Source organism: Shewanella rhizosphaerae, from assembly GCF_019457655.1.
In the GTDB taxonomy this organism is placed as follows: Bacteria; Pseudomonadota; Gammaproteobacteria; order Enterobacterales; family Shewanellaceae; genus Shewanella; species Shewanella loihica.
On the sequence record NZ_CP080420.1, the window covers coordinates 3,956,759 to 3,979,642 of the forward strand.

Annotated in this window: 18 protein-coding genes; 7 read left to right on the forward strand and 11 right to left on the reverse strand. The window is 54.8% G+C overall.

The features are described from left to right. Nucleotides 1-238: 238 nt before the first annotated feature. Both K0I63_RS17145 and mnmC2 read right to left on the reverse strand, forming a co-directional pair. The gene (locus tag K0I63_RS17145) at nucleotides 239-1,798 is read right to left on the reverse strand and encodes an FG-GAP repeat domain-containing protein (RefSeq protein ID WP_220081812.1); all 1,560 of its coding nucleotides are present in this window, start codon (nucleotides 1,796-1,798) and stop codon (nucleotides 239-241) included. A 182-nt stretch (nucleotides 1,799-1,980) separates the two neighbouring features. Next, nucleotides 1,981-2,691 carry a tRNA (5-methylaminomethyl-2-thiouridine)(34)-methyltransferase MnmC2 gene (mnmC2, locus tag K0I63_RS17150; RefSeq protein ID WP_220081813.1) on the reverse strand — a complete coding sequence of 237 codons (711 nt, stop codon included), beginning with the start codon at nucleotides 2,689-2,691 and terminating at the stop codon, nucleotides 1,981-1,983. Nucleotides 2,692-3,075: 384 nt separating this feature from the next. Between mnmC2 and rarD the strand changes: the two genes are divergently transcribed. Then, entirely contained in the window at nucleotides 3,076-4,002 is a 927-nt protein-coding gene (gene rarD / locus K0I63_RS17155) for an EamA family transporter RarD (protein ID WP_220081814.1), read from the forward strand. On the opposite strand, the gene K0I63_RS17160 is transcribed toward rarD, so the two are convergent. Continuing rightward, a complete protein-coding gene (locus tag K0I63_RS17160; protein WP_220081815.1) occupies nucleotides 3,934-4,557 on the reverse strand; it encodes an esterase/lipase family protein in 624 nt (207 codons plus the stop codon). The two genes, rarD and K0I63_RS17160, sit on opposite strands and share 69 nt — an antisense overlap. Nucleotides 4,558-4,662: 105 nt before the next feature. Between K0I63_RS17160 and K0I63_RS17165 the strand changes: the two genes are divergently transcribed. Together K0I63_RS17165 and K0I63_RS17170 are read left to right on the forward strand one after the other, a co-directional pair. Next, entirely contained in the window at nucleotides 4,663-5,676 is a 1,014-nt protein-coding gene (locus tag K0I63_RS17165) for a class I SAM-dependent rRNA methyltransferase (RefSeq protein WP_220081816.1), read from the forward strand. A 445-nt stretch (nucleotides 5,677-6,121) separates the two neighbouring features. Further along, nucleotides 6,122-7,291 (forward strand): MFS transporter, encoded by a 1,170-nt coding sequence (locus K0I63_RS17170; RefSeq protein WP_220081817.1) that lies wholly within the window; start codon nucleotides 6,122-6,124, stop codon nucleotides 7,289-7,291. Here K0I63_RS17170 and K0I63_RS17175 read toward each other — a convergent pair. Beyond that, nucleotides 7,288-8,529: a cation:proton antiporter gene (locus K0I63_RS17175; RefSeq protein ID WP_220081818.1), complete on the reverse strand. Its 1,242-nt coding sequence runs from the start codon at nucleotides 8,527-8,529 to the stop codon at nucleotides 7,288-7,290. The two genes, K0I63_RS17170 and K0I63_RS17175, sit on opposite strands and share 4 nt — an antisense overlap. A 78-nt stretch (nucleotides 8,530-8,607) precedes the next feature. Beyond that, nucleotides 8,608-10,053 carry an MBL fold metallo-hydrolase RNA specificity domain-containing protein gene (locus K0I63_RS17180; protein ID WP_220081819.1) on the reverse strand — a complete coding sequence of 482 codons (1,446 nt, stop codon included), beginning with the start codon at nucleotides 10,051-10,053 and terminating at the stop codon, nucleotides 8,608-8,610. A gap of 460 nt (nucleotides 10,054-10,513) precedes the next feature. Here K0I63_RS17180 and K0I63_RS17185 point away from each other — a divergent pair, with 460 nt between their 5' ends. The 3 genes from K0I63_RS17185 (at nucleotide 10,514) to K0I63_RS17195 (ending at nucleotide 16,731) form a co-directional block, all read left to right on the forward strand. Beyond that, nucleotides 10,514-13,165 carry a DUF6242 domain-containing protein gene (locus K0I63_RS17185; RefSeq protein ID WP_220081820.1) on the forward strand — a complete coding sequence of 884 codons (2,652 nt, stop codon included), beginning with the start codon at nucleotides 10,514-10,516 and terminating at the stop codon, nucleotides 13,163-13,165. Nucleotides 13,166-13,415: 250 nt separating this feature from the next. Next, a complete protein-coding gene (locus K0I63_RS17190) occupies nucleotides 13,416-15,347 on the forward strand; it encodes a bifunctional diguanylate cyclase/phosphodiesterase (RefSeq protein ID WP_220081821.1) in 1,932 nt (643 codons plus the stop codon). Nucleotides 15,348-15,525: 178 nt separating this feature from the next. Further along, nucleotides 15,526-16,731, forward strand: a complete 1,206-nt coding sequence (locus K0I63_RS17195; protein ID WP_220081822.1) for a GGDEF domain-containing protein — start codon at nucleotides 15,526-15,528, stop codon at nucleotides 16,729-16,731. Here the strand turns inward: K0I63_RS17195 and K0I63_RS17200 are convergent. From K0I63_RS17200 to K0I63_RS17225, 6 genes are all read right to left on the reverse strand, one after another. Beyond that, nucleotides 16,715-17,491, reverse strand: a complete 777-nt coding sequence (locus tag K0I63_RS17200; RefSeq protein ID WP_220081823.1) for a Crp/Fnr family transcriptional regulator — start codon at nucleotides 17,489-17,491, stop codon at nucleotides 16,715-16,717. The two genes, K0I63_RS17195 and K0I63_RS17200, sit on opposite strands and share 17 nt — an antisense overlap. A gap of 122 nt (nucleotides 17,492-17,613) precedes the next feature. Then, nucleotides 17,614-18,066 carry a copper chaperone PCu(A)C gene (locus tag K0I63_RS17205; RefSeq protein ID WP_220081824.1) on the reverse strand — a complete coding sequence of 151 codons (453 nt, stop codon included), beginning with the start codon at nucleotides 18,064-18,066 and terminating at the stop codon, nucleotides 17,614-17,616. Between the two features lie 20 nt (nucleotides 18,067-18,086). Next, nucleotides 18,087-18,725, reverse strand: coding sequence for an SCO family protein (locus K0I63_RS17210; RefSeq protein ID WP_220081825.1), 639 nt, complete (start codon nucleotides 18,723-18,725; stop codon nucleotides 18,087-18,089). A 15-nt stretch (nucleotides 18,726-18,740) separates the two neighbouring features. After that, nucleotides 18,741-19,577 (reverse strand): hypothetical protein, encoded by an 837-nt coding sequence (locus K0I63_RS17215; protein WP_220081826.1) that lies wholly within the window; start codon nucleotides 19,575-19,577, stop codon nucleotides 18,741-18,743. Between the two features lie 86 nt (nucleotides 19,578-19,663). Next, a complete protein-coding gene (gene nirK, locus K0I63_RS17220; RefSeq protein WP_220079170.1) occupies nucleotides 19,664-20,842 on the reverse strand; it encodes a copper-containing nitrite reductase in 1,179 nt (392 codons plus the stop codon). A 407-nt stretch (nucleotides 20,843-21,249) separates the two neighbouring features. Then, entirely contained in the window at nucleotides 21,250-21,750 is a 501-nt protein-coding gene (locus K0I63_RS17225; protein WP_220081827.1) for a MarR family winged helix-turn-helix transcriptional regulator, read from the reverse strand. Nucleotides 21,751-21,927: 177 nt separating this feature from the next. Here K0I63_RS17225 and K0I63_RS17230 point away from each other — a divergent pair, with 177 nt between their 5' ends. Further along, nucleotides 21,928-22,824 (forward strand): DMT family transporter, encoded by an 897-nt coding sequence (locus tag K0I63_RS17230; RefSeq protein WP_220081828.1) that lies wholly within the window; start codon nucleotides 21,928-21,930, stop codon nucleotides 22,822-22,824. Nucleotides 22,825-22,884: the final 60 nt, after the last annotated feature.

Sequence of the window (22,884 nt, forward strand, 5' to 3'; positions counted from 1 at the left end):
CTTACACTTAGTCTCTGGGTGACCAGGAGTCACCTTCGACCTCAGAGTAGCGATGAAAAATTAAACAAAACTTAAGCCAGTCAGCCCCCTCGAGAGGGGGTTACGTTAGTGAGAGCTAACTCACTGAAGCAGAGCGGGTTATTACCAACCAATCGAGCCCAGCTTAATTGCGACAAAGTGTATCACCAGGTCCTAGCCACCTTGCCGTCACCGACACAACTGGCAAAACAGCCAAGGGCTATTGGGTCATGATCACCAAAAACTGGCTCTGCAGCTCGGCCTTATCCTGCCTGCCATACTTGATAAGCAGATCCGCCTTACCGTCTAGATTAAGATCTTCGCTGCTGAGCATGTCGCCATCGATAGGCAGGGTGAGCTTGAGGCTTTCCTTACGATCGAAGGGCTTGCCCTTGGCACTCCCCAGAAACAGATCAAGCTCTGTATCCCCGTCGGAGAGCAGCAGATCCTGACGCTTGTCGCCATCGATATCCGCCAGCTTTACCACGGGGGCACCGCTCTGGCCCGAAGTCAGGCTGAAACTCAGCTCCACCGACTTGCTCATGTTTGGCTTGGCGGCGAAACGCCGCTTATCATCCATGGTAAACAGGTGCACGTCCTGATCGATACTGCCCGACACCAGGGCGCCGATGATCTGCGACAGGCCGATATCGAACCCGGACACCAGCACCTCGCTGCGACCATCTAGGTCGATATCCACCAGCTCGAAGCCCGTCAGCGTGCCATCGCCGCGGATCACGCTCTGGGGCTGCTTGCCAAAACTCACTCCCTTATCGCCCTTCACCCCCAGATAGATCTCATAGTCGTTGACCCTATCCAGCACACCAGAGCTCTTGGTGTAGCGCACCACCATGTCCACAAGGCCATCGCCATCGATATCCTGCAGCGCCTCGACCTTACGATAAACGAGATCGCTCTGATCCAGCGCCTCGCCATAGGCATCGCGCCTGTCCCACCAGTCCAGGCCGCTGATCGCCTGACTCACGGGCTGAAATCTGGGGTAGCTCTCGAACTTGCCATCCTGATGCTGGGCATAGATCTCCAGCTCCCCCTCGCCCACCTTGATGATGTCGTCGCGACCATCGAAATCCATGTCAGCAAAATAGAGCTTGGTCTCGCTGTAGCGGGCGCCATCGCGATAAAGCAGCACCTTGGGCTGAATCGCCAGGGTCTGGGGCTGCCAGCCATCCTCCTGACTGAGGAAGAGCTGTGTCTGCTCAAACTGGCCCACGATAAAGTCGTCACGGCCATCGCCGTTGAGATCCCGCACAAACTCGCCGCGGGCAATAAACTCGATACGCGGCTTCACCACCAGCGGCGCTACATCGAGCAGATCTCGAAGCGCCAGCCCCTGGTCGCTAACCGTTAACACTGAAAGGTGAGCGCGCGACATGAAGTAGACAGACTGCAGGGCATCTGCCTGCTGTGGCTTGCCCTGATCTGAATTGGCCTGCTTTGGCTTAGCACTCACATCGTATCGATATAGATCGCTAGGCAGAGGCATCTTATGCAGCAGCCTATACTGGCTGCTTTCGCCATCTAAGCCATAGATGGCGAGCCATTTGGTCTGACGGTCATCGACGCCGATTGCCAGCAGCTCCTTGTCGGCATCGCCGACCAGGTTGAGGCTCTCCAGCGGATGGGTGAGTTTAAAACCGGTATCTATGGTTTGAGAGACGAAGGCCAGTGGCGCCTTATCGGCCAAGACCTGCATGGAGCAGAGCAGAGCCAGGCTGGCGGTGAGCCAAGGCGTGAGGGCTCGAATTGCCGGTATTTTCACAGATCATTTCCCTATGTGAAGCGAGTTGGGTTCTAATCTATCGATTCCCGGCGAAAAAGAAAGTTCAGTTAATGACTTGTTACAAACAAAAAAGTGCTAGAGGTAGCCGGCAAGTTTAATCGGATCTCACCTGACTATTCTGGCTTACTCTTCCTGTTCCGGCTTACTCTTCATTTCCCGGCTTACTCTTCATTTCCCGGCTTAGTCTTCCAGGCGCGGGTCATCTCCCGACGTCCAAGGGCCCCCGGATGAGGCTTCACCATAAAACCTGCGGCCTTCAGATTACGCTTGAACTGGCCATTGGCACAGTAGCTTACCAGCATGCCGCCCGGCATCATCATAGGAAAGAGACGATCGAAGTTATCCTGGGTCCAGAGCTCGGGCTGCTTGCTGGGCGCAAAGCCGTCGTAGAACACTAGGTTGATGGAATTATCCGGCAAAGCCAGACTGTCCCAAGTGGCGTGGATCTTATGCAGCACGAAGCCGGGAAACAGGGTGACATCTTCGCCCCAGGGCGCGCTATGCAGGCGATCGAACAGCTCCTGCAGCGCAGGCGGCAGATGCTCCTTGTAGTTCAGCTGAGCGATCACATCGCTAGGCACTGGATAGGCCTCTACCGTCACGAAACGTATCGGCCTCTTGAGCCTCCCCGGCTTACCATCGCTGCCCAGCATCTGCTTTAGTGTCAGCATGGCGTTCATGCCCGAGCCAAACCCCAACTCGAGAATATTCACCTGCTCGAAGCTGGGGTCCAGATCGGCAAGGCCCGACTGGATGTAGACATGTTCAGACTCACTGATGGCGCCGTTATGGGCATGATAACTGTCGTCAAACAGGCTACTCATCAGGGTATGGGAACCATCCTTGGTCATCTGTACATGGATCTTGTTCATTCTCGGCTCATCAACGATATTTGCTGGGGCCAGATTGTACCTTAGACCGAGCCCCGACATGCAAGTCTTTCCCATACCGCCTGACCAGGCTCCCGCTAAAAACAAAAAGCATCGCGAGTGATCAAGCTCACAGCCAAGAAGCCATAGGAATGGGAAAATCCGCCACACTTTCAGTCATCTAGATGAAGCCGGGTATTTTACCCACGTGACTCAGCATCTCACTTACTAATTCGTCGACAGCTAGTGCCTCACCAGCTAGCACTTTTCGAGAGCAGGCCAAGGGCTAAATTCGGCAATCTGAGTGTTAGTCGAGTGAGCGATGACAAGGCAGTGCCCAGCACACAACCCAATACAAACATAAGCAAATAATACTTACGAGCCCCTATGCCCAGCCACACCCAAGTTAGCGCCAAAGGCAATGCCCTGGCGATCGTCTCCTTTCTACTTTGGGGGCTCCTACCCCTCTACTATCAGTTTCTGCCGGGTGCGGATATCACTGAGATGCTGGCGATTCGCCTGCTCTGCTCTGTGCCCTTCATGCTGCTGGTCTTTCTGCTGCTTGGCAAACCTCTGCCCAGCCTGGCACAGCTTAAGGCCAATCTTCCCTCGGTCGCCCTGTGCGCGCTGGCCTCACTCATCATGTGCGTCTCCTGGTACAGCTTCACCTGGGCACTGACCCACGGCCAGGTGTTGGCGGCGAGCCTGGGCTTCTTCATCAACCCGCTGTTTGCTATCGGGTTGGGGGTGCTGTTTTTAAAAGACAGGCTGACTGTCGCCCAGAAATGGGCTGTACTGCTCGGCACTCTGGGCATAGGCTACATGGTGATGGCCTATGGTCAGCTCCCCTGGCTGGCACTGCTCATGGGCAGTTTCTTCGCCCTCTATGGTCTGTGTAAGAAGTTTATCCGCTTCGACTCGCTCACCTCTGTCACCATAGAGGCGGCGCTGCTCACCCCGATCGCCGCCGGCTATCTGCTCTGGCTAAGTGCCACGGGCCAGAGCGAGGCACTTTCGAGCGGCACGGGCACACTACTGCTTTACATGGGCTCGGCGCCCGTGACCCTCTTGCCACTTATCTTCTTCGCCCTGGCGATTCGTCACACCAGCCTCTCCATGGTCGGCCTGCTGCAGTACATAGAACCCACCATGCACTTCTTGCTGGCGATCTTCCTGTTTAATGAGACGTTCGATAGCGTCAAGGCGGTGAGCTTCGCCCTCATCTGGGTGGGGCTACTCCTCTGCTCACTGGAAGCCCTGCCCGGTCTGTGGCGCAGTCTCGCCACCCGGCGACAGCTGCACCACCCCAGCTAGGATCTCTGCCACCACCCGGCGACTGAAGATCATCGACAGATGTAGCGGTCGCCAGATCACCTTATTCTCGGCTCCCGGCCAATGGGAGCTGCGACTCGGCACTATGGTGAAATCGATAGGCGTGCGAAACGAGTAGAGGGCGATCCCCTCCAGGCACTCCTGGCTATCAGCGAGCTGAGACAACAACTGACTCTTTGGCCTCAGCTCACGCATCGCCCGCGACGGATAGGGCAGCCAGGCGAGATAGCTGCCATGATGGGGAGAGGAAATAGAAAACAGCGCCTTGGTGCGTTTCTCGCCCCCCAGATGCTGTAGGTAGTAACGGGCAACTATGCCGCCCATGCTAAAACCGATGAGGCAGATGGTCTCATCCTCGGCCAAGGCTGCCTCGATATGGCTTTGCAGTTGTTTTGCCGCAAAGGCTATTCCACGGCGACCATCGAAGGGGGCCAGGGTCGGCGTCAGGCACTCATAGCCCTGACGCTCAAACTGACGCCGCATCCACCCCATCACCTGTCCGGTGTTAAAGATCCCATGGACTAACACGAGTTTCATCCCTTCGCCCTCTTGCTAACGTCTGAGTTAATCGCCCCTAAGGGGCAAATTTTTGCTATGATCCGCGCTCACCTCAGCATACCACCGATTAGGGATCATAAGATCATGTCGAACGCCGACCTGCTGCGCCAGGCGATCAGCCAAAGAACCGAGCTACTCGCCGCGGCACAAGCCGCCAACACCAACTGTTTTCGCGTGTTTCACGGCACGGTCGAGGGGATAGACGGACTCACCATAGATCGCTATGGCGACGCCTGGCTGATCCAATCGTTTCACCAGAGCCTGACCCAAGAGGAGCTTGAAAGCCTCGGCCAAGAGCTCAAGCAGACTCAAGATCTTCCCGTCATCTACAATGATAGATCCAATAAAAACTCGCGTATTCTCAACCCGCTGACGCCTGAACTCGACGCCTTCGCCAGCGCCGAGCAGGAGATGACGGAAAATGGCATCCGCTTCATCAGCAAGTTACGCCACGAAGGGCAAGATCCCCTGCTGTTTCTCGACATGCGGGTCGGCCGGGAATATGTGAAGGCCAACAGCCAAGACAAGTCTGTGCTGAACCTGTTTTCCTACACCTGCGGCATAGGCACGGCAGCCGCCGTCGGCGGTGCAGAATCGGTCACCAACGTCGACTTCTCCTCCTTTGCCCTGGCCGCTGGCCGCCGCAACGCCGAACTCAATGGGGTGAGCGACAGGTGCGAGTTTATTCAGAGCGATGCCTTTCCCGCCATGCGCCAACTGGCGGGCATGAAGGTGGGTGGACGCCGCAACCAGAAACTCCCCAGCTACCCTAAACTGGCGCCGCGTCAGTTCGATCTAGTGTTTCTAGACCCGCCGCGTTTCGCCAAGAGCCCCTTCGGCACTGTGGATCTGATCAACGACTACCAGAGCCTGTTCAAACCCGCCATGCTAGCCACCAAGGCGGGCGGCACCATAGTCTGCTGCAACAACGTCGCCAAGGTAGAGCGTCAGGCATGGCTCGACGCCTTGATTCGCTGCGTCGAGAAGCAGGGACGGCAGGTCGCCAGCTTCGTGTGGATCCATTGCCACCAGGACTTCCCTTCCTTCGACGGCAATCATCCGCTTAAGATAGTGGCGCTCACCTTGGCAGATCAGTAACTGAATCGCTGCAAACTGGTCATGGTTAGCCTAGCCAGTTTAGAAAAGACAGGATAAAAGTGGTAAAAATTTGGCCGTTAACTTAAAAATTTACGGCCTTTAGCTACATAACGGCAACAAACAACAATCTGGCAACATAAAAACTATCAATTAACGCCGGATATCAGCCAGCAAAAGTTTAAAAAAAGCCTCACACCAGGCTTAACCGCTAGAGTCACTCAACAAGAACAGCTGTGTATTAATCATTCACAGAATGACTTTATAGGGCAAAATTAGCGCTATTACTGCGACTTTTATATCAAAAAATCATCAGTCATCAAAATTCACTTTACTTAACGCCTCGCTGGCACTACATTTCGCTTCCCGCTAAACAGTGAATAAATGGCAGTCCAGCAAACACTCCCTTCCAAGGCGCCATTTACCCGACTTAATTTGGAGATTATTGGTGTTAGACGTCGCCGATAACTGTAAATCGAACAATCCTACGGCACCCGTAATAGGTCTCTCTTTCTTTGCCGTCGCCTCTGGTTTTCTGATGAGCCTGATCCCCCTTTCATTGGGCAACTTCGGCCTGTCGCCGGATCTCGCCCCTTGGCTCGCCAGCATCTTCTATCTGGGGTTGCTCCTCGGCGCATTGAGGGTCGAGCGCTTGATCGCCAAAATGGGCCACAGACGCGGCTTAGTGCTGTTTCTCTCCCTGCTGATCGCCAGCATAGTGGCCATGTTGCTCTTGCCTGGTGCCGGCATCTGGCTCACGGCACGCCTGCTCGCGGGTTTCGCCGTCGCGGGCGTCTTCGTGGTGGTCGAATCCTGGTTACTGATGGCCGATAGCGTCAAGGCGCGCGCCAGACGACTGGGGATCTACATGGCCGCGCTTTATGGCGGCAGCGCTCTCGGTCAGCTGGCCATAGGTGAACTGGGCACTCAGGGCGTCTTACCCTATCTGTTTGTCATCGTCCTGCTCCTGCTGGCAATAATGGCCCCAGTGCTGATCCGTTCTGGAGAGCCGGCCCATCAGGCTCAGCAGAGACTCTCACTCAAGGAGAGCGCCAACCTGAGTCGCCCGGCAATCATAGGCTGCCTGGTCTCGGGCCTGCTGCTCGGCCCCATCTATGGGCTGATGCCCGTCTATATCGATAATCAGGTAGACGAGCCGACCCAGACGGGACTCTTGATGGCGGCGATTATCTTAGGTGGCATGGCGGTGCAGCCGCTGATCAGCTATCTCTCGCCGCGGATGGACAAGCGTCTGCTGATGGCCATGTGTACTCTGGTGGGCTTGGTCGGTGTGGTCGGCGCCATAGAATGCAGCGCCTTGGCGTTTAAGGGATTGAGCTACTTCATCCTGGGGGCGGCCAGTTTCGCCCTCTACCCTATCGCCATCTCACTGGCCTGCGACAAGCTGCCGAGCACCAAGATAGTGTCGGCGACCGAGGTGATGTTGCTCTGCTATAGCCTGGGCTCTGTGGCTGGCCCCCTGCTGGCCTTGAGCCTGAGCGACAAAGGCCACGGCATGATGATCTACCTGGCCATCTGTCTGCTGAGCACCTGCCTCTACATGCTCCTCAAGAGCCTGCAGAAACTCGACGGTCAGACAGATCGCCTGCAGAGCTAGACAATACTGTCCTCGCCATCGGTATCAGGCTCAGCAGGCCGGTGGCGTTTGGCATACCAGTTGGCCAGCGGCTGAGCCGATAGCCCATGGGCCAATATGCTCATCAAGACGGTCACAGTAACCACGGCATAGAGGGTCTCGAACCCCTTGATGCTGCCCATTTCGTGGGCGACGATCAGCACATAGAGGATAGAAGCGATCCCCCTGGGGCCGAACCAGGCGATAAAGGCACGGGTCGCCAGATCTAACTTAGTCCCTATCAGGGAGATCATCACGGGCAACATACGCAGCAAGGTCAGACTAAGCAGGGCGTAGATAATCACTTCCATGGTGACATAGGGCAGCGTGGTTGGCACAAACGCCAGACCGAAGATGAAGAAGCTTATCAACACCAAGAGCTCCCCCTCGCTCTCGGCAAAGTCTTCGATATGCCCCCTGGCCATCTCGCTGGTGTTACCGGCATAGAGACCGGCGAAGAAGGCGGCGATAAACCCATTACCCGAAAACTCCTCCGCCAGATAGAAGGCCAATATCGCCAAGGCGATGGGGATCAGGTTGAGGTAGGTCTCTACCATGCCATCACGCTTGAAACAGAAGATCTGCAACTTGGTACCCAGATAGCCGACGGCGCCGCCCACCAGGGCGCCGAACAGGATCTGCTGCATCACGTAGACCAGCCAATGTTGATCCTGGGCGTGCTCCAGACCGCTCATGATTAAGGCCACCACAGTAATTAACACGGGGAAGATAATGCCGTCGTTCAGTCCACTCTCCACATTGATGGTGGATCGTATCGTCTTGGGCACCTTAGGGTCCGAGACCACCGCCTTACCCAGGGCTGCATCCGTGGGGGTCAGCAGCAGGGCTAACATCAGCAGATAGAGAAAGGGTTGGTCGGGAAATATGAGCCCCGCCACCAGGGTGCCAACCGCGACCGTGATCGGCAGGCCAATAAACAGCAGACGCGCCGGTAGCTGCCATGACTGCTTAAGCAGCCTGAGATCCAGCAGGGCGGCGTCGCTAAACAACACCAACACCAAGGCGATTTCCACCATGATAGTGACAAATTCGGCATCCACCTTCACCTGAGTCACATCCAGGCCGAAGGGGGACAACAGCAGGCCGAAGGCGGTAAACACCATGGGACCCGAGATATCGAAACGCGCCAACCACTTAGAGATATAGCCGTAGAGCAACACGACTAAGGCAATGATAAGTATGACGATATGTTCATCCATTGGGGCTTTCCTTGGCTAGCTGATGGCTTGTAGCTTAAGCTAGCAGAAATTATTCCCCATGGCTCTAGCTGAAACGGACTAATCTCGGTCTAGCAGCCAGACCAGCTCCGGCAAGGCGGTAAGGTCTAAGGTATCACCACGCTCGGCGATCACCACATGGGGCAACTGGCTTCCCGCAGGCACCAACTCGGCCTTGAGCCGCTCCTGCGCCTCGCGCTCACCATGGATCAGAATCAGCGGCGGCGTGTGTTTAAAGTGTCGATACCAATGGATAAGCTCGGCCTGATCTGCGTGAGCCGACAACCCGCCGACCGTATGTATCTTGGCCTTCACCGGAATATCGCGACCATGTATGGTGAGCGACTCGGCGCCATCCACCAGCAGGCGCCCCGGCGTACCCAGGGCCTGGAAACCACAGATGATCACATCCGACTGAGGATTGGCCAGGTTATGCTCCAGATGGCTGCGGATCCGGCCGCCGTTGCACATGCCGCTACCGGCGATGATGATCAAGCCCTGATGGATCTCGTTAAGCTCCATCGACTCCTGGGTGCTGTCGATAAAGTCCACATTCGAGAGCAGCGGATGTTTGCCCGGTGACAGACGGGTGAAGCGCTTAAAGTCCTCATCCATCAGCTGATAGTTGGCCACATAGATCTGGGTCGCCTTGATCGCCATGGGGCTGTCGAGACAGATACGCCAGTTGGACAGCGCCCACTCCTTGGCATAGAGATGAAACAGATAGAGCAGCTCCTGGGCCCGCCCGACGGAGAATGCGGGTAGCAGAATATTGCCGCGGCTCTCCTTGATCGTCTTGGCGAAGATCGCCTTAAGCTCCTCCAGGGTATCGTCCCAGCTGCGGTGCAACCTGTCGCCATAGGTGCTCTCCATCAACACCAGATCGGCGTCGTCGATCAGCGTAGGATCATCCAGAATCGGCATGCCCGCCCGCCCAAGGTCGCCGCTAAACACCAGCTTCTTGCGCTCACTTCCCTCCCCCAGCCACAACTCGACCACGGCCGAGCCTAGAATATGCCCGGCATCGCTTAGACAAGCCGTCAACTGAGGCACCACCTGTACCGACTGACCATAATCCAGGGCGACAAACTGCTTGATCACCAGCGCCACATCTTCTTCGTCGAACAGGGGCTCAAGCGGCGGTAGATCCATCTTCACCCTCTTCTTGTTGAGGCGATCCACATCGCGTACCTGCAGCATGGCGGCATCCCTGAGCATCACCTCACACAGCTCAACCGTCGCCTTATGGGTATATATAGGGCCGGTAAAGCCAGACTTAACCAACAGAGGGAGACGCCCCGAATGATCGATATGGGCATGGCTGAGCACCACGGCATGAATCTCTGTAGGTTCGAAGAGGAAGGGCTCGTGATTGCGCAGTGCATCGAGCTTCCCGCCCTGGATAAGGCCGCAGTCGAGCAGCACCTGACGACCCGAGATATCGAGAAGATGACAGGAGCCCGTCACCTCCTGGGCCGCACCGAGAAAAGAGATCGTCATCTGCATAACAATGTCCTTTGAATAACAAGGTCCTTTGCATAACAAGGTCCTTTGAGTAACAATGCCTTAGAGTGCCCGTAAGCGGCAAAGCAGAGAGAATACCTGGCCCAAACGAGCCTGAAAGAAATGATTCGGCTTATGGTTAAAAGATAGTCTTTTTAATAGCTTCCAACCAGTTGTCCCAAAGAGAATCACAAACCCAGAAGCGATAAATCTGGTACTGCCCACACCAAGAAGGCTAATGAGCCTGACTACGAGTAGACGCGAATATTCTCATTCCTTAGTCTTATTTTCTTGTGTCTTTATCATTGACCAATACACAACAAGCAAATAACATATCAGCAACAAATCTTATTGATGTACAAAGACTTAATTAAGTAAAAACGAATCTAATACGAGATAAGATAGGAGATGCACTCAGGCATTTCCCAAAATAACAATAAACAGAAAGATAGGGACATTCGCTATGCTTAAGGGATTAATGCGTATAGGCTGCTTGCTTATACTCGCCTCGCAACTCAGCGCCTGTGGCGGTGGAAGCGGCTCATCAGAAACAGATAAAACCGCGGTCAAACTCAACCAAACACTCAGCTTTAGTCAAAGTGGCACCATAGAGAAAACCTTCGGTGATGAGGCCTTTAGCAACTCGCTTCAAGGTTTTTTAGGAACTGGAGCCATAAGTTATACCAGCTCTAACCCAGAAGTTGTCACCGTCTCCAATGATGGTTTGGTCGCGATATTAACCGCGGGTTCCAGCACTATTACCGCTCATATCGCCGAAGATGCCAAGTACCTGGCAGCCTCCGCCGCCTATCAAGTCAATGTCGCCAAGGCGGAGAGAGCTATCGCCTTTGACAACACAGGCACAATGGCGCTCTTTATCGATCAAACTTATCTGAATCCCGTCAATGTCGATGTTGTTAACGTCACCTTTAGCAGCCAAGATCCTGCCGTGGCCTCGGTGGATACCAGTGGACAGGTGACGGCGCATACGCCAGGCGAGGCGCAGATCTTTGCCGAGATCGCCGAAACCGCTAACTACCTAAAAGCCAGCAGCAGCTTCTTTGCTTCTGTCGCGCCAAAGTCGCTAACACTCAAGTTGCTGATAGGAACCGATGACACAAAAGTATTTACTGATGTAGATACTCCTCTGCAACTAGCCAGAACCACTCAGGCCGACTGTGATTTTAACAATCTCAGCAACTGCGATAACGGGCTGGTCGACAAGCTATCCACACAGCCGCTAATAGACAGCAGCTTAACAACGACGAGTGATGCCTACTATAACCTCTTCCACGGCCAACATACTGGTCAGGCAACCTATGTCGCCAACAATACCCCTTCTGGCCGCTCTTCAGGCAAGGTCGTTTCTTTCGATGGCTATCTCTGGCTCATCGGTGGCAATGACTATACCGGCAATGATGCCAGTATCTGGCGATCGAGCGATGGCAACATCTGGCAAAAAGTGGTTGATGAGGCTCCTTTTGGCGTGCGTCCTCCTGTGGCTGTCATTACATTTGCAGACCATATCTGGCTCATAGGAAACCGACGTGACACTACGCTTAACGACGTATGGCGCTCAGCAGATGGCATCAATTGGACACAGGTAAATGCCGATATTGGCTTTGGCGAACGCAACAACTATTCGGTGACGACTTTCAAAAACAAGATGTGGATATATGGCGGCTTTGATTTGCAGACTCGCGAGCATGTCAAAGAGATCTACTCCTCTACCGATGGCATCACCTGGAACCTGGAATCGTCAGACTCGTCAGCAACCCAGAGAGTAAGCACCGCCTTTGCTGAATTTAATGGCAAGCTGTGGCAATTTAGCGGCAGAAACGATACCGGGAGAGTCGCCGACATATGGAACTCAGATGACGGCATTCATTGGACATTAGTGACAGGCACACCAGAATTCTCGGCTAGAGAAAAGCATGAAGTTAGGCAAGTCGGTAATCAACTAATTTTGCTGGGCGGTTATATTGATCAGCTCGATCCGAATCGCTCTCAGAATCCAAACGATGTATGGACCTCCACCGACGGCGCCTCTTGGACGTTAGCAACAGATGACGCTAACTTCGGTGTACAGTCGCCATACATGGTCGATAGGATACGCTTGTACTTCACCACCGCGGTACATAATGATGCCTTGGTCGTTATCGGCGGCAAAAGTGATAATGGCGTCTTACTCAACGACAACTGGCAAACGACAGACGGCAAGCATTGGCTACCGCTCAACAATCAGTTGCCATCCATGAAGGATATTCAGGCGGTCAGTCACCAGGGAGAGATACAACTGCTTTCTGGCACCAACGAAGATTTCGAGAAAGTAAATACTCGTTGGCACTCTGCTGACGGTTTCAGCTGGACATTAGATGATTCCACTACGCTTCCCTTTCCGACGGACAGCAAACTACTTACTTTTTCCGGTAAAATTTGGGCCTTGCACGCAAGTGGTAGCTACTCATCACTCGATGGTAAATCCTGGACTCAAGAGGCGCTCACCGGGCCAAATGTTGGCACGCAAAACGGTCAATACTCAGTCTATCCATTCGACAATAAATTATGGGCTATCGACACACAAAACAGCGTCGTATATCGCTCAGAAGATGGCATCAACTGGACAGATGTAGGCAACAATAATTTCCCCGCACGCGCCGTAACCCAAATCAGCAGCTTTGGCGGAAAACTATGGGTGGTAGCGGGCCACGAAACCCTATCTCGAACGACTCAACTCAGTGATATCTGGTCAACCACAGATGGTATCACCTGGACAAAACAGGTAGATACCACTGGATTAGGCGCGAGACATATACACCAGCTCGTCGAGTTTGACGGTAAATTATGGGCCTTTGGCGGATATGACGCTAACCAAACCTTAACCGATCTCTGGTATTCCCAAGATGGCACCAACTGGACCAAGGCCATGGATAATTTATCCTTCGAGGCTAAGCGTGGTTATCGCGCCACGGTTCACGGCGGTCAACTCTTCGTTTTGGGAGGGATAATGCCCTATCCCTTAGATGCCACCAATCAAACCACCGCCAACCAAGTCTGGATGACGACTAACGGCACCGAGTGGCGCCGAGCGCTACAGCAAACGCTAAATTTCTAAGCCCAAGCGGCTAACGGCAAGAACGAAAAGGCTCAATGAGATAACCACTCATCGGGTCTTTTTTGTTTTCAGCCTATGCCATCGCGCCAATCAAGTGAGCTTTTGCGTTAAAGCAAACCGAAAAGAAAAGCAAAAAATAGCCCTAAACCTGCCGCTGATTAAAAAAACAACAAACCAGCGAAAGACAGGGATGAAATCTTTAGGTTATAGTTAGTTAAACGGATGGCACACGCGCTTTTCAGGATCCCCTATGAAGCCCTATCAAGACGCTCTCTCATTGCTGGAGCAAGACCCACTCTTCAGCCAGACTCAGGTCAACACGGCCCAGCTTGCGGTGCCGGATGAGATGTTTAACGGCTGGCAGCAAACCTTAGATCTGCTGTCGGAAATCGTCGACACCCCAGCCATCCTGATCATGCGGGTGACGGAAAGAGATATCTCTGTCTTCACCACCAGCCATCATCCAGAGAATCCCTATAAACGCCATGACACCGAGAGCCTGGGCCATGGTCTCTACTGCGAGACGGTGATCAAGCGCCAGGCTGAGCTGGTCGTGCCCAACGCCTTAAAAGATAAGGAGTGGGATCGCAATCCCGATATCAAGCTGGGGATGATCGCCTACTGCGGCCTGCCGCTCACCTGGCCCAACGGCCAACCCTTCGGCACCCTGTGTATGCTGGATAACAAGGAGAGGGACTACGGCCGCACCTTTCGCCATCTACTGGCGCGGTTTCAAAACGCCATCAATGCCAATCTCGCCAGCCTGTATCAGAGCGCCAAACTGTTCCATCTCAACCAAGTCTTAGAGACCAAGGTGCAGCAACGTACCCAGGAACTCACCAGGCTCAACAAGAAACTATTGAGCGAGATAGAACAACGTACCGTTATAGAGAATTCGCTTCAATTTCATAAGGATCACGACCCATTGACCGGCCTTGCTAATCGGCTGGGTTTCGTGAATCAGCTCTCCCAGCAACTCAGCCAACCCGATGAGCTGTCTACCTATGTGATCTACTTTGGCCTGCGTAACTTCAAGTCGATCAACGAGAGCTATGGTTACGTGGTCGGCGACAAGGTGTTGCAACTCTTTAGCCAGCGCATCAAGCGCATCCTGGATAAGGATACCCTGTTTGCCCGCATCGCCGGTGCCGAGTTCGTCATTGCCCACAGGGGCAAGAATCCCCTGGAGCTTCCCCTGATCGACAGCATAATACAAACTGCCAATATTCCCTTCGCCCTGGCAGAGTTCAGCATCAATATTCCCTGCTGCATCGGGGTCGCGGTCGCACCGACGGACGCCCAGGAGGCCTCTGAGCTGATGCAGAAAGCCGGCGCCGCCATGAGCATCAGCAAGGCCGAGGCCACGCCCTACAGCTTCTTCAACAAGCACACTCAGACCAATATTGAGCGCCGCTGCCTGCTGGAGTCACACCTGGTGGATGCCCTCAAACATCAGGAGCTGAGCCTGCATTACCAGCCGCTGTTTAGCCTGCAACACAAGCGAGTTATCGGTGCCGAGGCCCTGCTCCGCTGGCACAGCCCACAGCTGGGCGATGTACCGCCGGATCAATTTATCAGCCTGGCTGAGCACAATGGCCAGATCATCGCCATCGGTAACTTCGTGCTGCATACCGCCATCGAACAGGCCGCCAAGTGGCGCAGCCAAGATCCCAGCAGGCCGTTTAGGGTGGCGATCAACATCTCGCCGCTGCAGTTTCGCGATACCGATTTTGCCGACTATATTGCCAACCTCTTGAGTCTCTACCGCCTGCCGGCCTCCGCCTTGGAAATGGAGATCACCGAAGGCGTGCTGCTGCAAGATGAACAGCTGGCGCAGCATATCATAGGCCAGCTACAAGACTTGGGGGTGAGGATCTCCCTCGACGATTTCGGCACCGGCTACTCCTCCCTGAGCTACCTGCAAAAATACTCCTTCGACACCCTGAAGATAGATCGCTGCTTCATCACTAATCTGGAGAAGAACGAGCAGGACAGAGAGCTAACCCGTGCGATCATCGCTATGGGCAAGAAGCTGACACTCAACGTGATCGCCGAAGGGGTAGAGACCCAGGCACAGGATACCTTTATCCGCCAGGAGGAGTGCGACTTCGGCCAGGGTTATCTGTATGGCAGGCCTGTGGATGCGCAGACCTTCGAACGCGACTATCTGAGCGCTGACTAAACTCAAGTTAAGCCACGGCTGAGACCCAACAGTTAAGGCCAGACCGAATCACCCAGCGTCGCGACGCCTGATAAGCGCGAGCTCGCTGACAGACAAGATGAAGATAACAATTTAGTAACAAACAGTTTCACTCGACGCCACGGCTGCTTTATAGTGTAAAAAAATAAAAAGATCGCTTATGAATATTGACCCCATTGCCGAGCTCTTGGTGCTATTTATCTGCCTGCTCGCCAGTACCTCTACCCTTGCCTGGGGCCTGATGGCCTACCCGCTGCGCATCGCTCCCCGCGCCAGCACCTATTTCTCCCTTGCCAACCTGTTGATCTTAATGGGAGTGCTCCTCACCACGCTCAGAGATCAAACGCCGAGCTATCTCTACTGGTTGGGGGCAGACATGCTGCTGTTACTCGGTTTCGTGCTGCTTCGTAGCGGCACCCAACGCCTGTTTCGCCTGCCAAGCAGCATCAAAATAGATCTCGCCTTACTGCTCCTGACGGGGCTCTTGATGCTAACTCAGCCGCCTAGCATAGCAGCCAGCGATACCCTGGGCATCTTCTTCTCCTTCATGGCCGCCAGCACCTTCTTGCTGATGGCCAAAGACAATCTGGTCGCCCTGGAACACACGGTCAAACGCCCTATCGCCGTGATCCTCTTGAGCCCCATCGCCCTGATGGGCGTCATTTTTGGCCTCAGGGCGCTATTGCTGCTCATCGAGCCAGCACTAAAATCCCATCTGGCCAGCATTCAGAGCGCCGACGCCATCCCCATGTTATGGCTGTATGTGGTCATGACCCTATGGATCAACGTGATCATGATGGGCAACGCCCTCACCCGTCTGGTGCAGAAGATGCGCCAACAGGCAGACAGAGACTATCTCACAGGGCTATGGAACCGGCGCGCCATGCAGCAGCAACTGGAGCAGCTGCATCAGCGTTGGCTTAGGGATGGACAGGCCTATAGCCTGATCCTGTTCGATCTGGATTTCTTCAAACAGATCAATGACAAGTTTGGTCATTCTGCCGGGGACGCCGTGCTTGTTAAGACGGCGCAGCAGATAGGTAAGGTCACCCGTGCCATGGACATCTTCTGCCGACTCGGCGGCGAGGAGTTTCTGCTGGTGTTACCCGGCACAGATGGCGAGGTGGCGAAGATCATCGCCCAGAAATTGCAGCAGGCCCTGAGACAATCCAGCCTCAACTGGCAGGGCAGCCTGATCCCCATCAGCGCCAGCTTCGGCATAGTCACTACGGCAACAGGCGATACACCGGACAGCCTATTGGCGCTTGCCGACAAGGCGATGTACCGCGCCAAGGAGACCGGCAGAGATCGCTGCTGCACGGCAGAGCGACGGCTAGAGCAGGTTCAGGCTACACCATCTCAATAGCGATCTGCTGACAGGGCGCCTTACCCGAGCGAGTTAGCGGCTCGCTGGTCTGCATTGCCTGATTGGCAAGGGGCATGTTGGCGCTGGTATAGAGCTTAGCGAGATCTTTGATATCTATGGCGCCACGAGACTCGCCGATGATCCCTTCGGTCACCATCTTCTTCATCAGGCGGGAAAAAGTTTCTGGCTGAATCGACAGGCGCGATGCCAACACACGTTTAGGAATATCCAACTCGACCCGTCCCTGGTTGTCGCCGATCTTCTGCATGTTGCGCAGCAGAAAAAGCAGCAGGCGCGACTGGGCATTCTGCACAGATAGCAGCTCTACCTCATTGATATCCTTGCGTAACCTGACACTCATCTCCGCCATGATGGCGATACAGGCATCGGGATTGCCCCTGAGCATGGCGAGGTACCCTTCGCTGTCGAAGCTGACCAGAGTGCAGTGGGACACGGCCTGGGCCGACACAGGATAGGAGGCCTGGCGACTAAACATCAGCGCCTCGGCGAAGGTGCGCCCCTCGCGCACCACCTCTATCACCTTGTCCTGACCCTGCAGGCTGGTGCGATAGAGTTGCAGATGCCCCTGAATTACCAGGTAGAAACGTTTGGCCAGATCGCCCTGATAGAACAAATTTTCGTGGGCGGCCAGGGTGATCTTGGCGGCTTGCCCCAACAGGCGACACAGCTCCTCTTCGCCCAGTGCCGAAAACAGGTGGTGTTGGTGAATGCAGGCCTTAATCTGTGGATCTGTTATCATCGCGCCTTCCTTAGTCCTGTCGCTCCGTTAATCTAAATCACAACCTGATAACAAGTCGTGATCTAGATCATAATGAACAGGTATTAAAGATGAATCAAATTCAAAAAGCGCGTGAAGCTAAATTAGTGATGCATGCTGTGGTCGTGAGCCTCTCCCTGGGCCGTAACTTTGGCCGTCACCGACAGTGTCTCGCCATCCGCCAGAGTTAGGGTCAGCGCCACCTCTTCACCCAAAGCCGGCACGCCGGTCTTAAAGTCCGACATCATGCCGTGATAACCACCGGGCGCCAATTTCACCATGCCATGGGGCGGGATCTGTATCGCCTCCACTCCCTGCATCCGCATCACCTCGTTTTCCATCAGCGTCTGATGCAGCTCCACCACACCGCGTGGGCTAGTGATCCTCTTGAGTACCAAAGGCTTATCACTCGGGTTATGTAGGGAGAGGTAGACGGGCACCACTCTCGAGGTGGGCGGCATGCCGCGGATCCAGGCGTCGTGTACCATCAGCTCGCTGGCCTGGGCGGCACCGAAACAGCTACAAAACAACACAAATAAGCAGAAACGACCTTTCATATGATTTCCTTTTTTCATGATTAGAGCAGACTCTCGATCTGTTGACGCATCTCGTCTATGGGGGTGCCTGTGTAGAAGAAACCGCGCACCCGCTGTTTGCCATCGAGCACGAAGATCTTGGCGGTGTGGGAATAGAGATACCCCTGACGCTTAGGCGCCTTGCTATCTTCCAGGCTCAGCTTCTTATACTCGGTGGTCACCTTCTCTTCGGCCAGCTTGGTGTAATCGGCCTTAAATAGCGCGGCGACCTCATCTATCTTCTCCCGCTCATCCACCAAGCCGATAAAGCTGGGGTCGAAATAGCTGAGGTATTTGTTCAGATGCTTGGGCGTGTCGTAGTCGCTGTCGATGCTGATAAAGAGCACCTGAATGCGATCTCGGGTCTCACTCGGCAACTGATGCATCAGCTGGCTGATGTGGGCCATGGTGGTTGGGCAGATGTCGGCGCAGTTGGTGTAACCGAAAAACATCATCACCACCTTGTCGTTAAAGTCCGATAGACGAACCTCGCCCCCCTTGCTGCTGCGCAGGCTAAAATCGCCACCAATCCCCTTGAGGATCGGCATGCTCGCCATGCTAGCAGCGCTCATCAGGCTGCCGATAAGCAGCACACAGAGGCTCAGGGCCAGATGAAACTTACCTTGGTTAACTCGTGTCATAGTCAATTCCTTCTCCTAACAACGCACCTCGGCGCCGAGATCTGTCACCGGCGGCAGGTACTCGGCACGGTACAGCACTACCTTGGCCCCCTCTGGGGTTACTGCGAGCAGCATAGTCACGCCGACTCGCGCCAACTCGACCTCGCCCTCGCTGTTGGTGGCCGTCCACTGATACTCGAAACTCAAACGGTATTGCTCTGCCTCGGGCGTCAGGCTGTAGTTCTTGATCACCCGCCGGCTGTCGCTGTGATTCAGGCTGTGCAAGTAGGCGAGATACTGGCTCGGGGTCTGGCCAGCATCTTCGGGGCCGGTAAAGCTTGCATTCTTAGCTAACAGACCGAGCAGAGTCACGTCATCCAGCCTGTCTAGCGACTCGGTCCAGCGATAGAGCGCCACGCGAACCAGATTGATCTCAGCGGCGGGGCGATAACGGGAAGTAAAGTCATCATACTCGTTGACCAGAGTGACGCTGCTGCGCACTAGTCCCAAATTATCTAGGCTCAGGCGCTGCACCACATATTGCCCCTTCACCTCGCTCTCACCTTCGGTTGGCGAGGCCAGCTGAAACTCTGTCTCCACCTCTACCTCGACACCTTCCTGACTGCGAGCGATAGGGGTGATAGACATGAGGTGATGAGCTCCTTGGCTTGGTAGGCTACCGGCATACTCGGCGTAGTCCACTAGATCGCTTTCTGGCGCCAAGCGCTTGTCGGTCTGGCCCATATCCAGGTTGGCGTACCAGAGATAGACATTTGCCTCCAGGCCATAGTCTACCTCGGCAGCCGCTGCGCTGGAGGTTATAACAAACCCGCCCAGCATCATCAGCAATCCCATCAGGAGTAACCTTTGCATCCGCATCTCCCATCGTTGCGACGATTATTGGCTCGAGCCTCACCTAGACCCGAGCCCTTTTTGCCTAAGCCCTTAGCGCTTAGCCCTTAGGCCGTGGCTATGCTAGATGGCTTCTTGAGCTGCACCATCAGATTGTCATCCCACTCGCCGTCGACCTTCACGTGAGCTGCGGCGCCCTTGATGATCGCCTCGATCAGGTTGTGGTTCACATAGGCATAGAGACCTGGCTGGCGGAAGGTGTATAGGGCGGCGCAGGCACTGCCCCCGGCGACCATCCAGGTTTCCAGGTTGGTCTGCGGCGCATCGGTAAATGAACCCGCTGGCCAGACATAGTCACCGTGTCCGCCGATGATGTGAGGACGGGTGTCGCGGTTCGCCTGAGAGTGTACGAAGAGCACAGACTCACCCACCTTGGCGGTCATGGCGTTCTTGCCTGTCAGGGCACCCACTGCGCCGTTGAACACCACGTGAGATGGGGTAAGTGTCTTCATCACCTCCAGCACCTCACTCATGCTGCCCATCACAGTGTCATAGGCCTTGTATTTGCCGTTGGCATCCTTTGGCACATAGAAGTCGGCTTCGCCTATGTAGTAGGCCTTGTCATATTTAACTGGCTTGCCTTCGGCATCTTTCAAGCCGTCACGAGGCAATACCATGATGGCGCCGTGCATGCCCATGGCCACGTGCCAAGGGATCATCACCCCGCCCGGCGCACAGTGATACACGAAGGTGCCGGCCTTGGTCGCCTTGAAGCGGAAGGTCACCTCCTGGCCGGGCGAAACCAGGGTCAGCTCGCCGCCGCCCAGGGCACCGGTGGCCGCATGCAGGTCGATGTTGTGGGCCAGGGCATTGGTCGCAGGGTTCACCAGGGTCAACTCGACGAAGTCATGTTGATGACAGACGATGAGCGGGCCAGGCACGCTGCCGTTGAAGGCGCAGACCCAGGCCTTGGTGCCGTTTTCCAGTTCCACCTGCTTCTCTTCTACCACCAGCTTCACCTGCACCACCTTAGGCTTACCCTTGGCGACCTGATCATGCTTAGGCACCATAGGTGGTGGCACCAGGTCTAAGGTGACGCGCTCAAGCTGCTCCGCCTTATAGTTGGCCATACGGTCTGACTTGGTCTGCGTGGTGGCCGAGGCACTGCTTGATACCAAGCCGGCCGCCATACCCGCGCCCACCAGGCCCAAACCGACTGAACCACTCAAGAAGCTACGACGTTGCTGATCGACATTCACTGCAGGGGTAGAAGATTGCTTTTCCATAAAATACTCCGTTGTTAGCGCATTTCACCAAAGGGGTTCAAACTGCCAGAGCCACTGTGATGAAGGTGTTATTACCTTGTTGCAGTTAAGACTATGCCTTTGACACAGATTGAAATTGACTTTGGTCAAGTCGCTCAAGAAATTTCAAATTGGCTAAATTAGCCGAGAAAAGCGGGGGATTTCAGGCGAGAAATGAGGCGAAAAAACAGGCAAAAAATCCCTGCTATCCCAGACGGGACGGCGGGGTTAAAAGGACAATAGGGCGTGATATTCAGGCTGTCAAAGTGACCGGGAAAGCCCCAGCAATCCTTGCCGCTTGTAATGATAAGTTTACAGAAATGAGAAAACCAGACGGTGAAAAAGTCGGCAGATTCAGGTTGCTCTCCACCGACACAAGAAGATGAAGTTTAAGACTCGAATGCCTGCAGCCAATGTTTAAACAGGGCATCCAGCTGCTGTTTTTCACCTAACGACAATTGACTGGTCAAAGCCTGCTGGGCCGCCACGTGGGCCTCTATCGCCTCATCGATCAACGCAAGTCCCGCGTCGGTCAGGCCGACACTGACGCTACGCCTGTCTTCCTGACAATGGCTGCGGGAGACCAGCCCCTTCTTCTCCAGGCCATCGACGCGGTTGGTCATGGCACCCGAGGTGAGCATCATGGCCGCCAGCAGATCCGAGGGCGTGAGGCGATAGGGCTCTCCCGAGCGGCGCAGGGTCGCCAGCACATCGAACTCCCCCATGCTGATGCCAAACTGCTTATGACAGGCACTGACCTCTGTCTCCAGATGTTTATAGATACGCATCATGCGGCCGAGGATCGCCATCGGTAGGGTATCCAGTTGCGGCTTCTCCTTTACCCATTGGGCCCTTAGGCGATCGACGCCATCGAGGTGATTTGAGTTCATCTGCTCTCCGAGAACACATAAAGTGGTGTCAGGCTCAATGGTCACGACCATAGAGGAAACGGCAACCACAGGCATTTATCTTCAGGCAAAGATAATTAATCCTTAGATACTTTACAAGCAGAATCAAAAGGTGCAGACTTATATCTTCACGTGAAGATACTTTTTATTGAGATAAATATGAATGTACTGCTAGCCATGATCCCCGCCTTCTTCTGGGGCACCACCTACGCGGTGACCCAATATACGCTGCCGGACTGGCCTCCTCTGTTGCTTGGTGCCTTGCGAGCGCTGCCGGCCGGCCTTATCCTGCTGGCGATCAGGCCCAGCCTGCCAAAGCGTCAGGAGTGGAGCCTGCTGATTCGCTTAGGCTTTATCAATATCGCCGCCTTCTTCAGCCTGATCTTCGTCATGGCCCTCACCCTGCCCTCGGCCATCTCGGGCGTCGGTATGATCTCTGTGCCTGTATTTGCCATGCTCTACCAGTGGCTGTTTCATGGGCGGCGCCCCGGCCTGACCCAGGGTTTCTTCGGCCTGGTGCTGATCGGCCTGGCCTGGCTACTGTTTAACCCCAACTCCATCAGCCTCAACCCCATAGGTCTGCTCGCCATGCTGGCGGCCATCAGCTGCATCATAGTCGGTAGCGGCATCACTAAGGCCCTTGGGGATCGCATGCATTGGTGGACGGTATTGACCTGGCAGCTGATCATCGGCGGCGTGCTGCTGAGCCTGGCGGCAAGCGTGCATGCCTGGCTGGCGCCCCAAGGCTATGGCAATGCGCTTAGCCAACTCAGTCCTAACAACTTTGTCGGCATCGGCTGGATCATCCTACTCAATACCGTACTGGGCTATATCATGTATGTCTGGCTGTTGCAGCGCATGAGCGTGGTGGACTTTACCTTTGGCGGCATCGCAAACCCAGTGGCGGGTATCGTCTCTGGCATGGTACTACTGGGCGAATCTTTCACGCCACATCAGTACCTGCTGATGTTAGCCATGATCGCCGCCTCATTGATGCCACAGATCATCGGCTTGATCGGTGAGCGCAGGCGTGTCGCTCAGGCTAAACTCCAATAGGCTTCACAAATATCTATGTTTGAGTATCCCCACTTTACACTAAGGGTTACCATGGCTTTT

Coding starts and splice junctions, on each gene's coding strand:
- mnmC2 (WP_220081813.1), bottom strand. CDS start 2,691: ATGAACAAGATCCATGTACAGATGACCAAGGATGGTTCCCATACCCTG.
- rarD (WP_220081814.1), top strand. CDS start 3,076: ATGCCCAGCCACACCCAAGTTAGCGCCAAAGGCAATGCCCTGGCGATC.
- K0I63_RS17160 (WP_220081815.1), bottom strand. CDS start 4,557: ATGAAACTCGTGTTAGTCCATGGGATCTTTAACACCGGACAGGTGATG.
- K0I63_RS17165 (WP_220081816.1), top strand. CDS start 4,663: ATGTCGAACGCCGACCTGCTGCGCCAGGCGATCAGCCAAAGAACCGAG.
- K0I63_RS17175 (WP_220081818.1), bottom strand. CDS start 8,529: ATGGATGAACATATCGTCATACTTATCATTGCCTTAGTCGTGTTGCTC.
- K0I63_RS17180 (WP_220081819.1), bottom strand. CDS start 10,053: ATGCAGATGACGATCTCTTTTCTCGGTGCGGCCCAGGAGGTGACGGGC.
- K0I63_RS17185 (WP_220081820.1), top strand. CDS start 10,514: ATGCTTAAGGGATTAATGCGTATAGGCTGCTTGCTTATACTCGCCTCG.
- K0I63_RS17190 (WP_220081821.1), top strand. CDS start 13,416: ATGAAGCCCTATCAAGACGCTCTCTCATTGCTGGAGCAAGACCCACTC.
- K0I63_RS17195 (WP_220081822.1), top strand. CDS start 15,526: ATGAATATTGACCCCATTGCCGAGCTCTTGGTGCTATTTATCTGCCTG.
- K0I63_RS17200 (WP_220081823.1), bottom strand. CDS start 17,491: ATGATAACAGATCCACAGATTAAGGCCTGCATTCACCAACACCACCTG.
- K0I63_RS17205 (WP_220081824.1), bottom strand. CDS start 18,066: ATGAAAGGTCGTTTCTGCTTATTTGTGTTGTTTTGTAGCTGTTTCGGT.
- K0I63_RS17210 (WP_220081825.1), bottom strand. CDS start 18,725: ATGACACGAGTTAACCAAGGTAAGTTTCATCTGGCCCTGAGCCTCTGT.
- K0I63_RS17215 (WP_220081826.1), bottom strand. CDS start 19,577: ATGCAAAGGTTACTCCTGATGGGATTGCTGATGATGCTGGGCGGGTTT.
- nirK (WP_220079170.1), bottom strand. CDS start 20,842: ATGGAAAAGCAATCTTCTACCCCTGCAGTGAATGTCGATCAGCAACGT.
- K0I63_RS17225 (WP_220081827.1), bottom strand. CDS start 21,750: ATGAACTCAAATCACCTCGATGGCGTCGATCGCCTAAGGGCCCAATGG.
- K0I63_RS17230 (WP_220081828.1), top strand. CDS start 21,928: ATGAATGTACTGCTAGCCATGATCCCCGCCTTCTTCTGGGGCACCACC.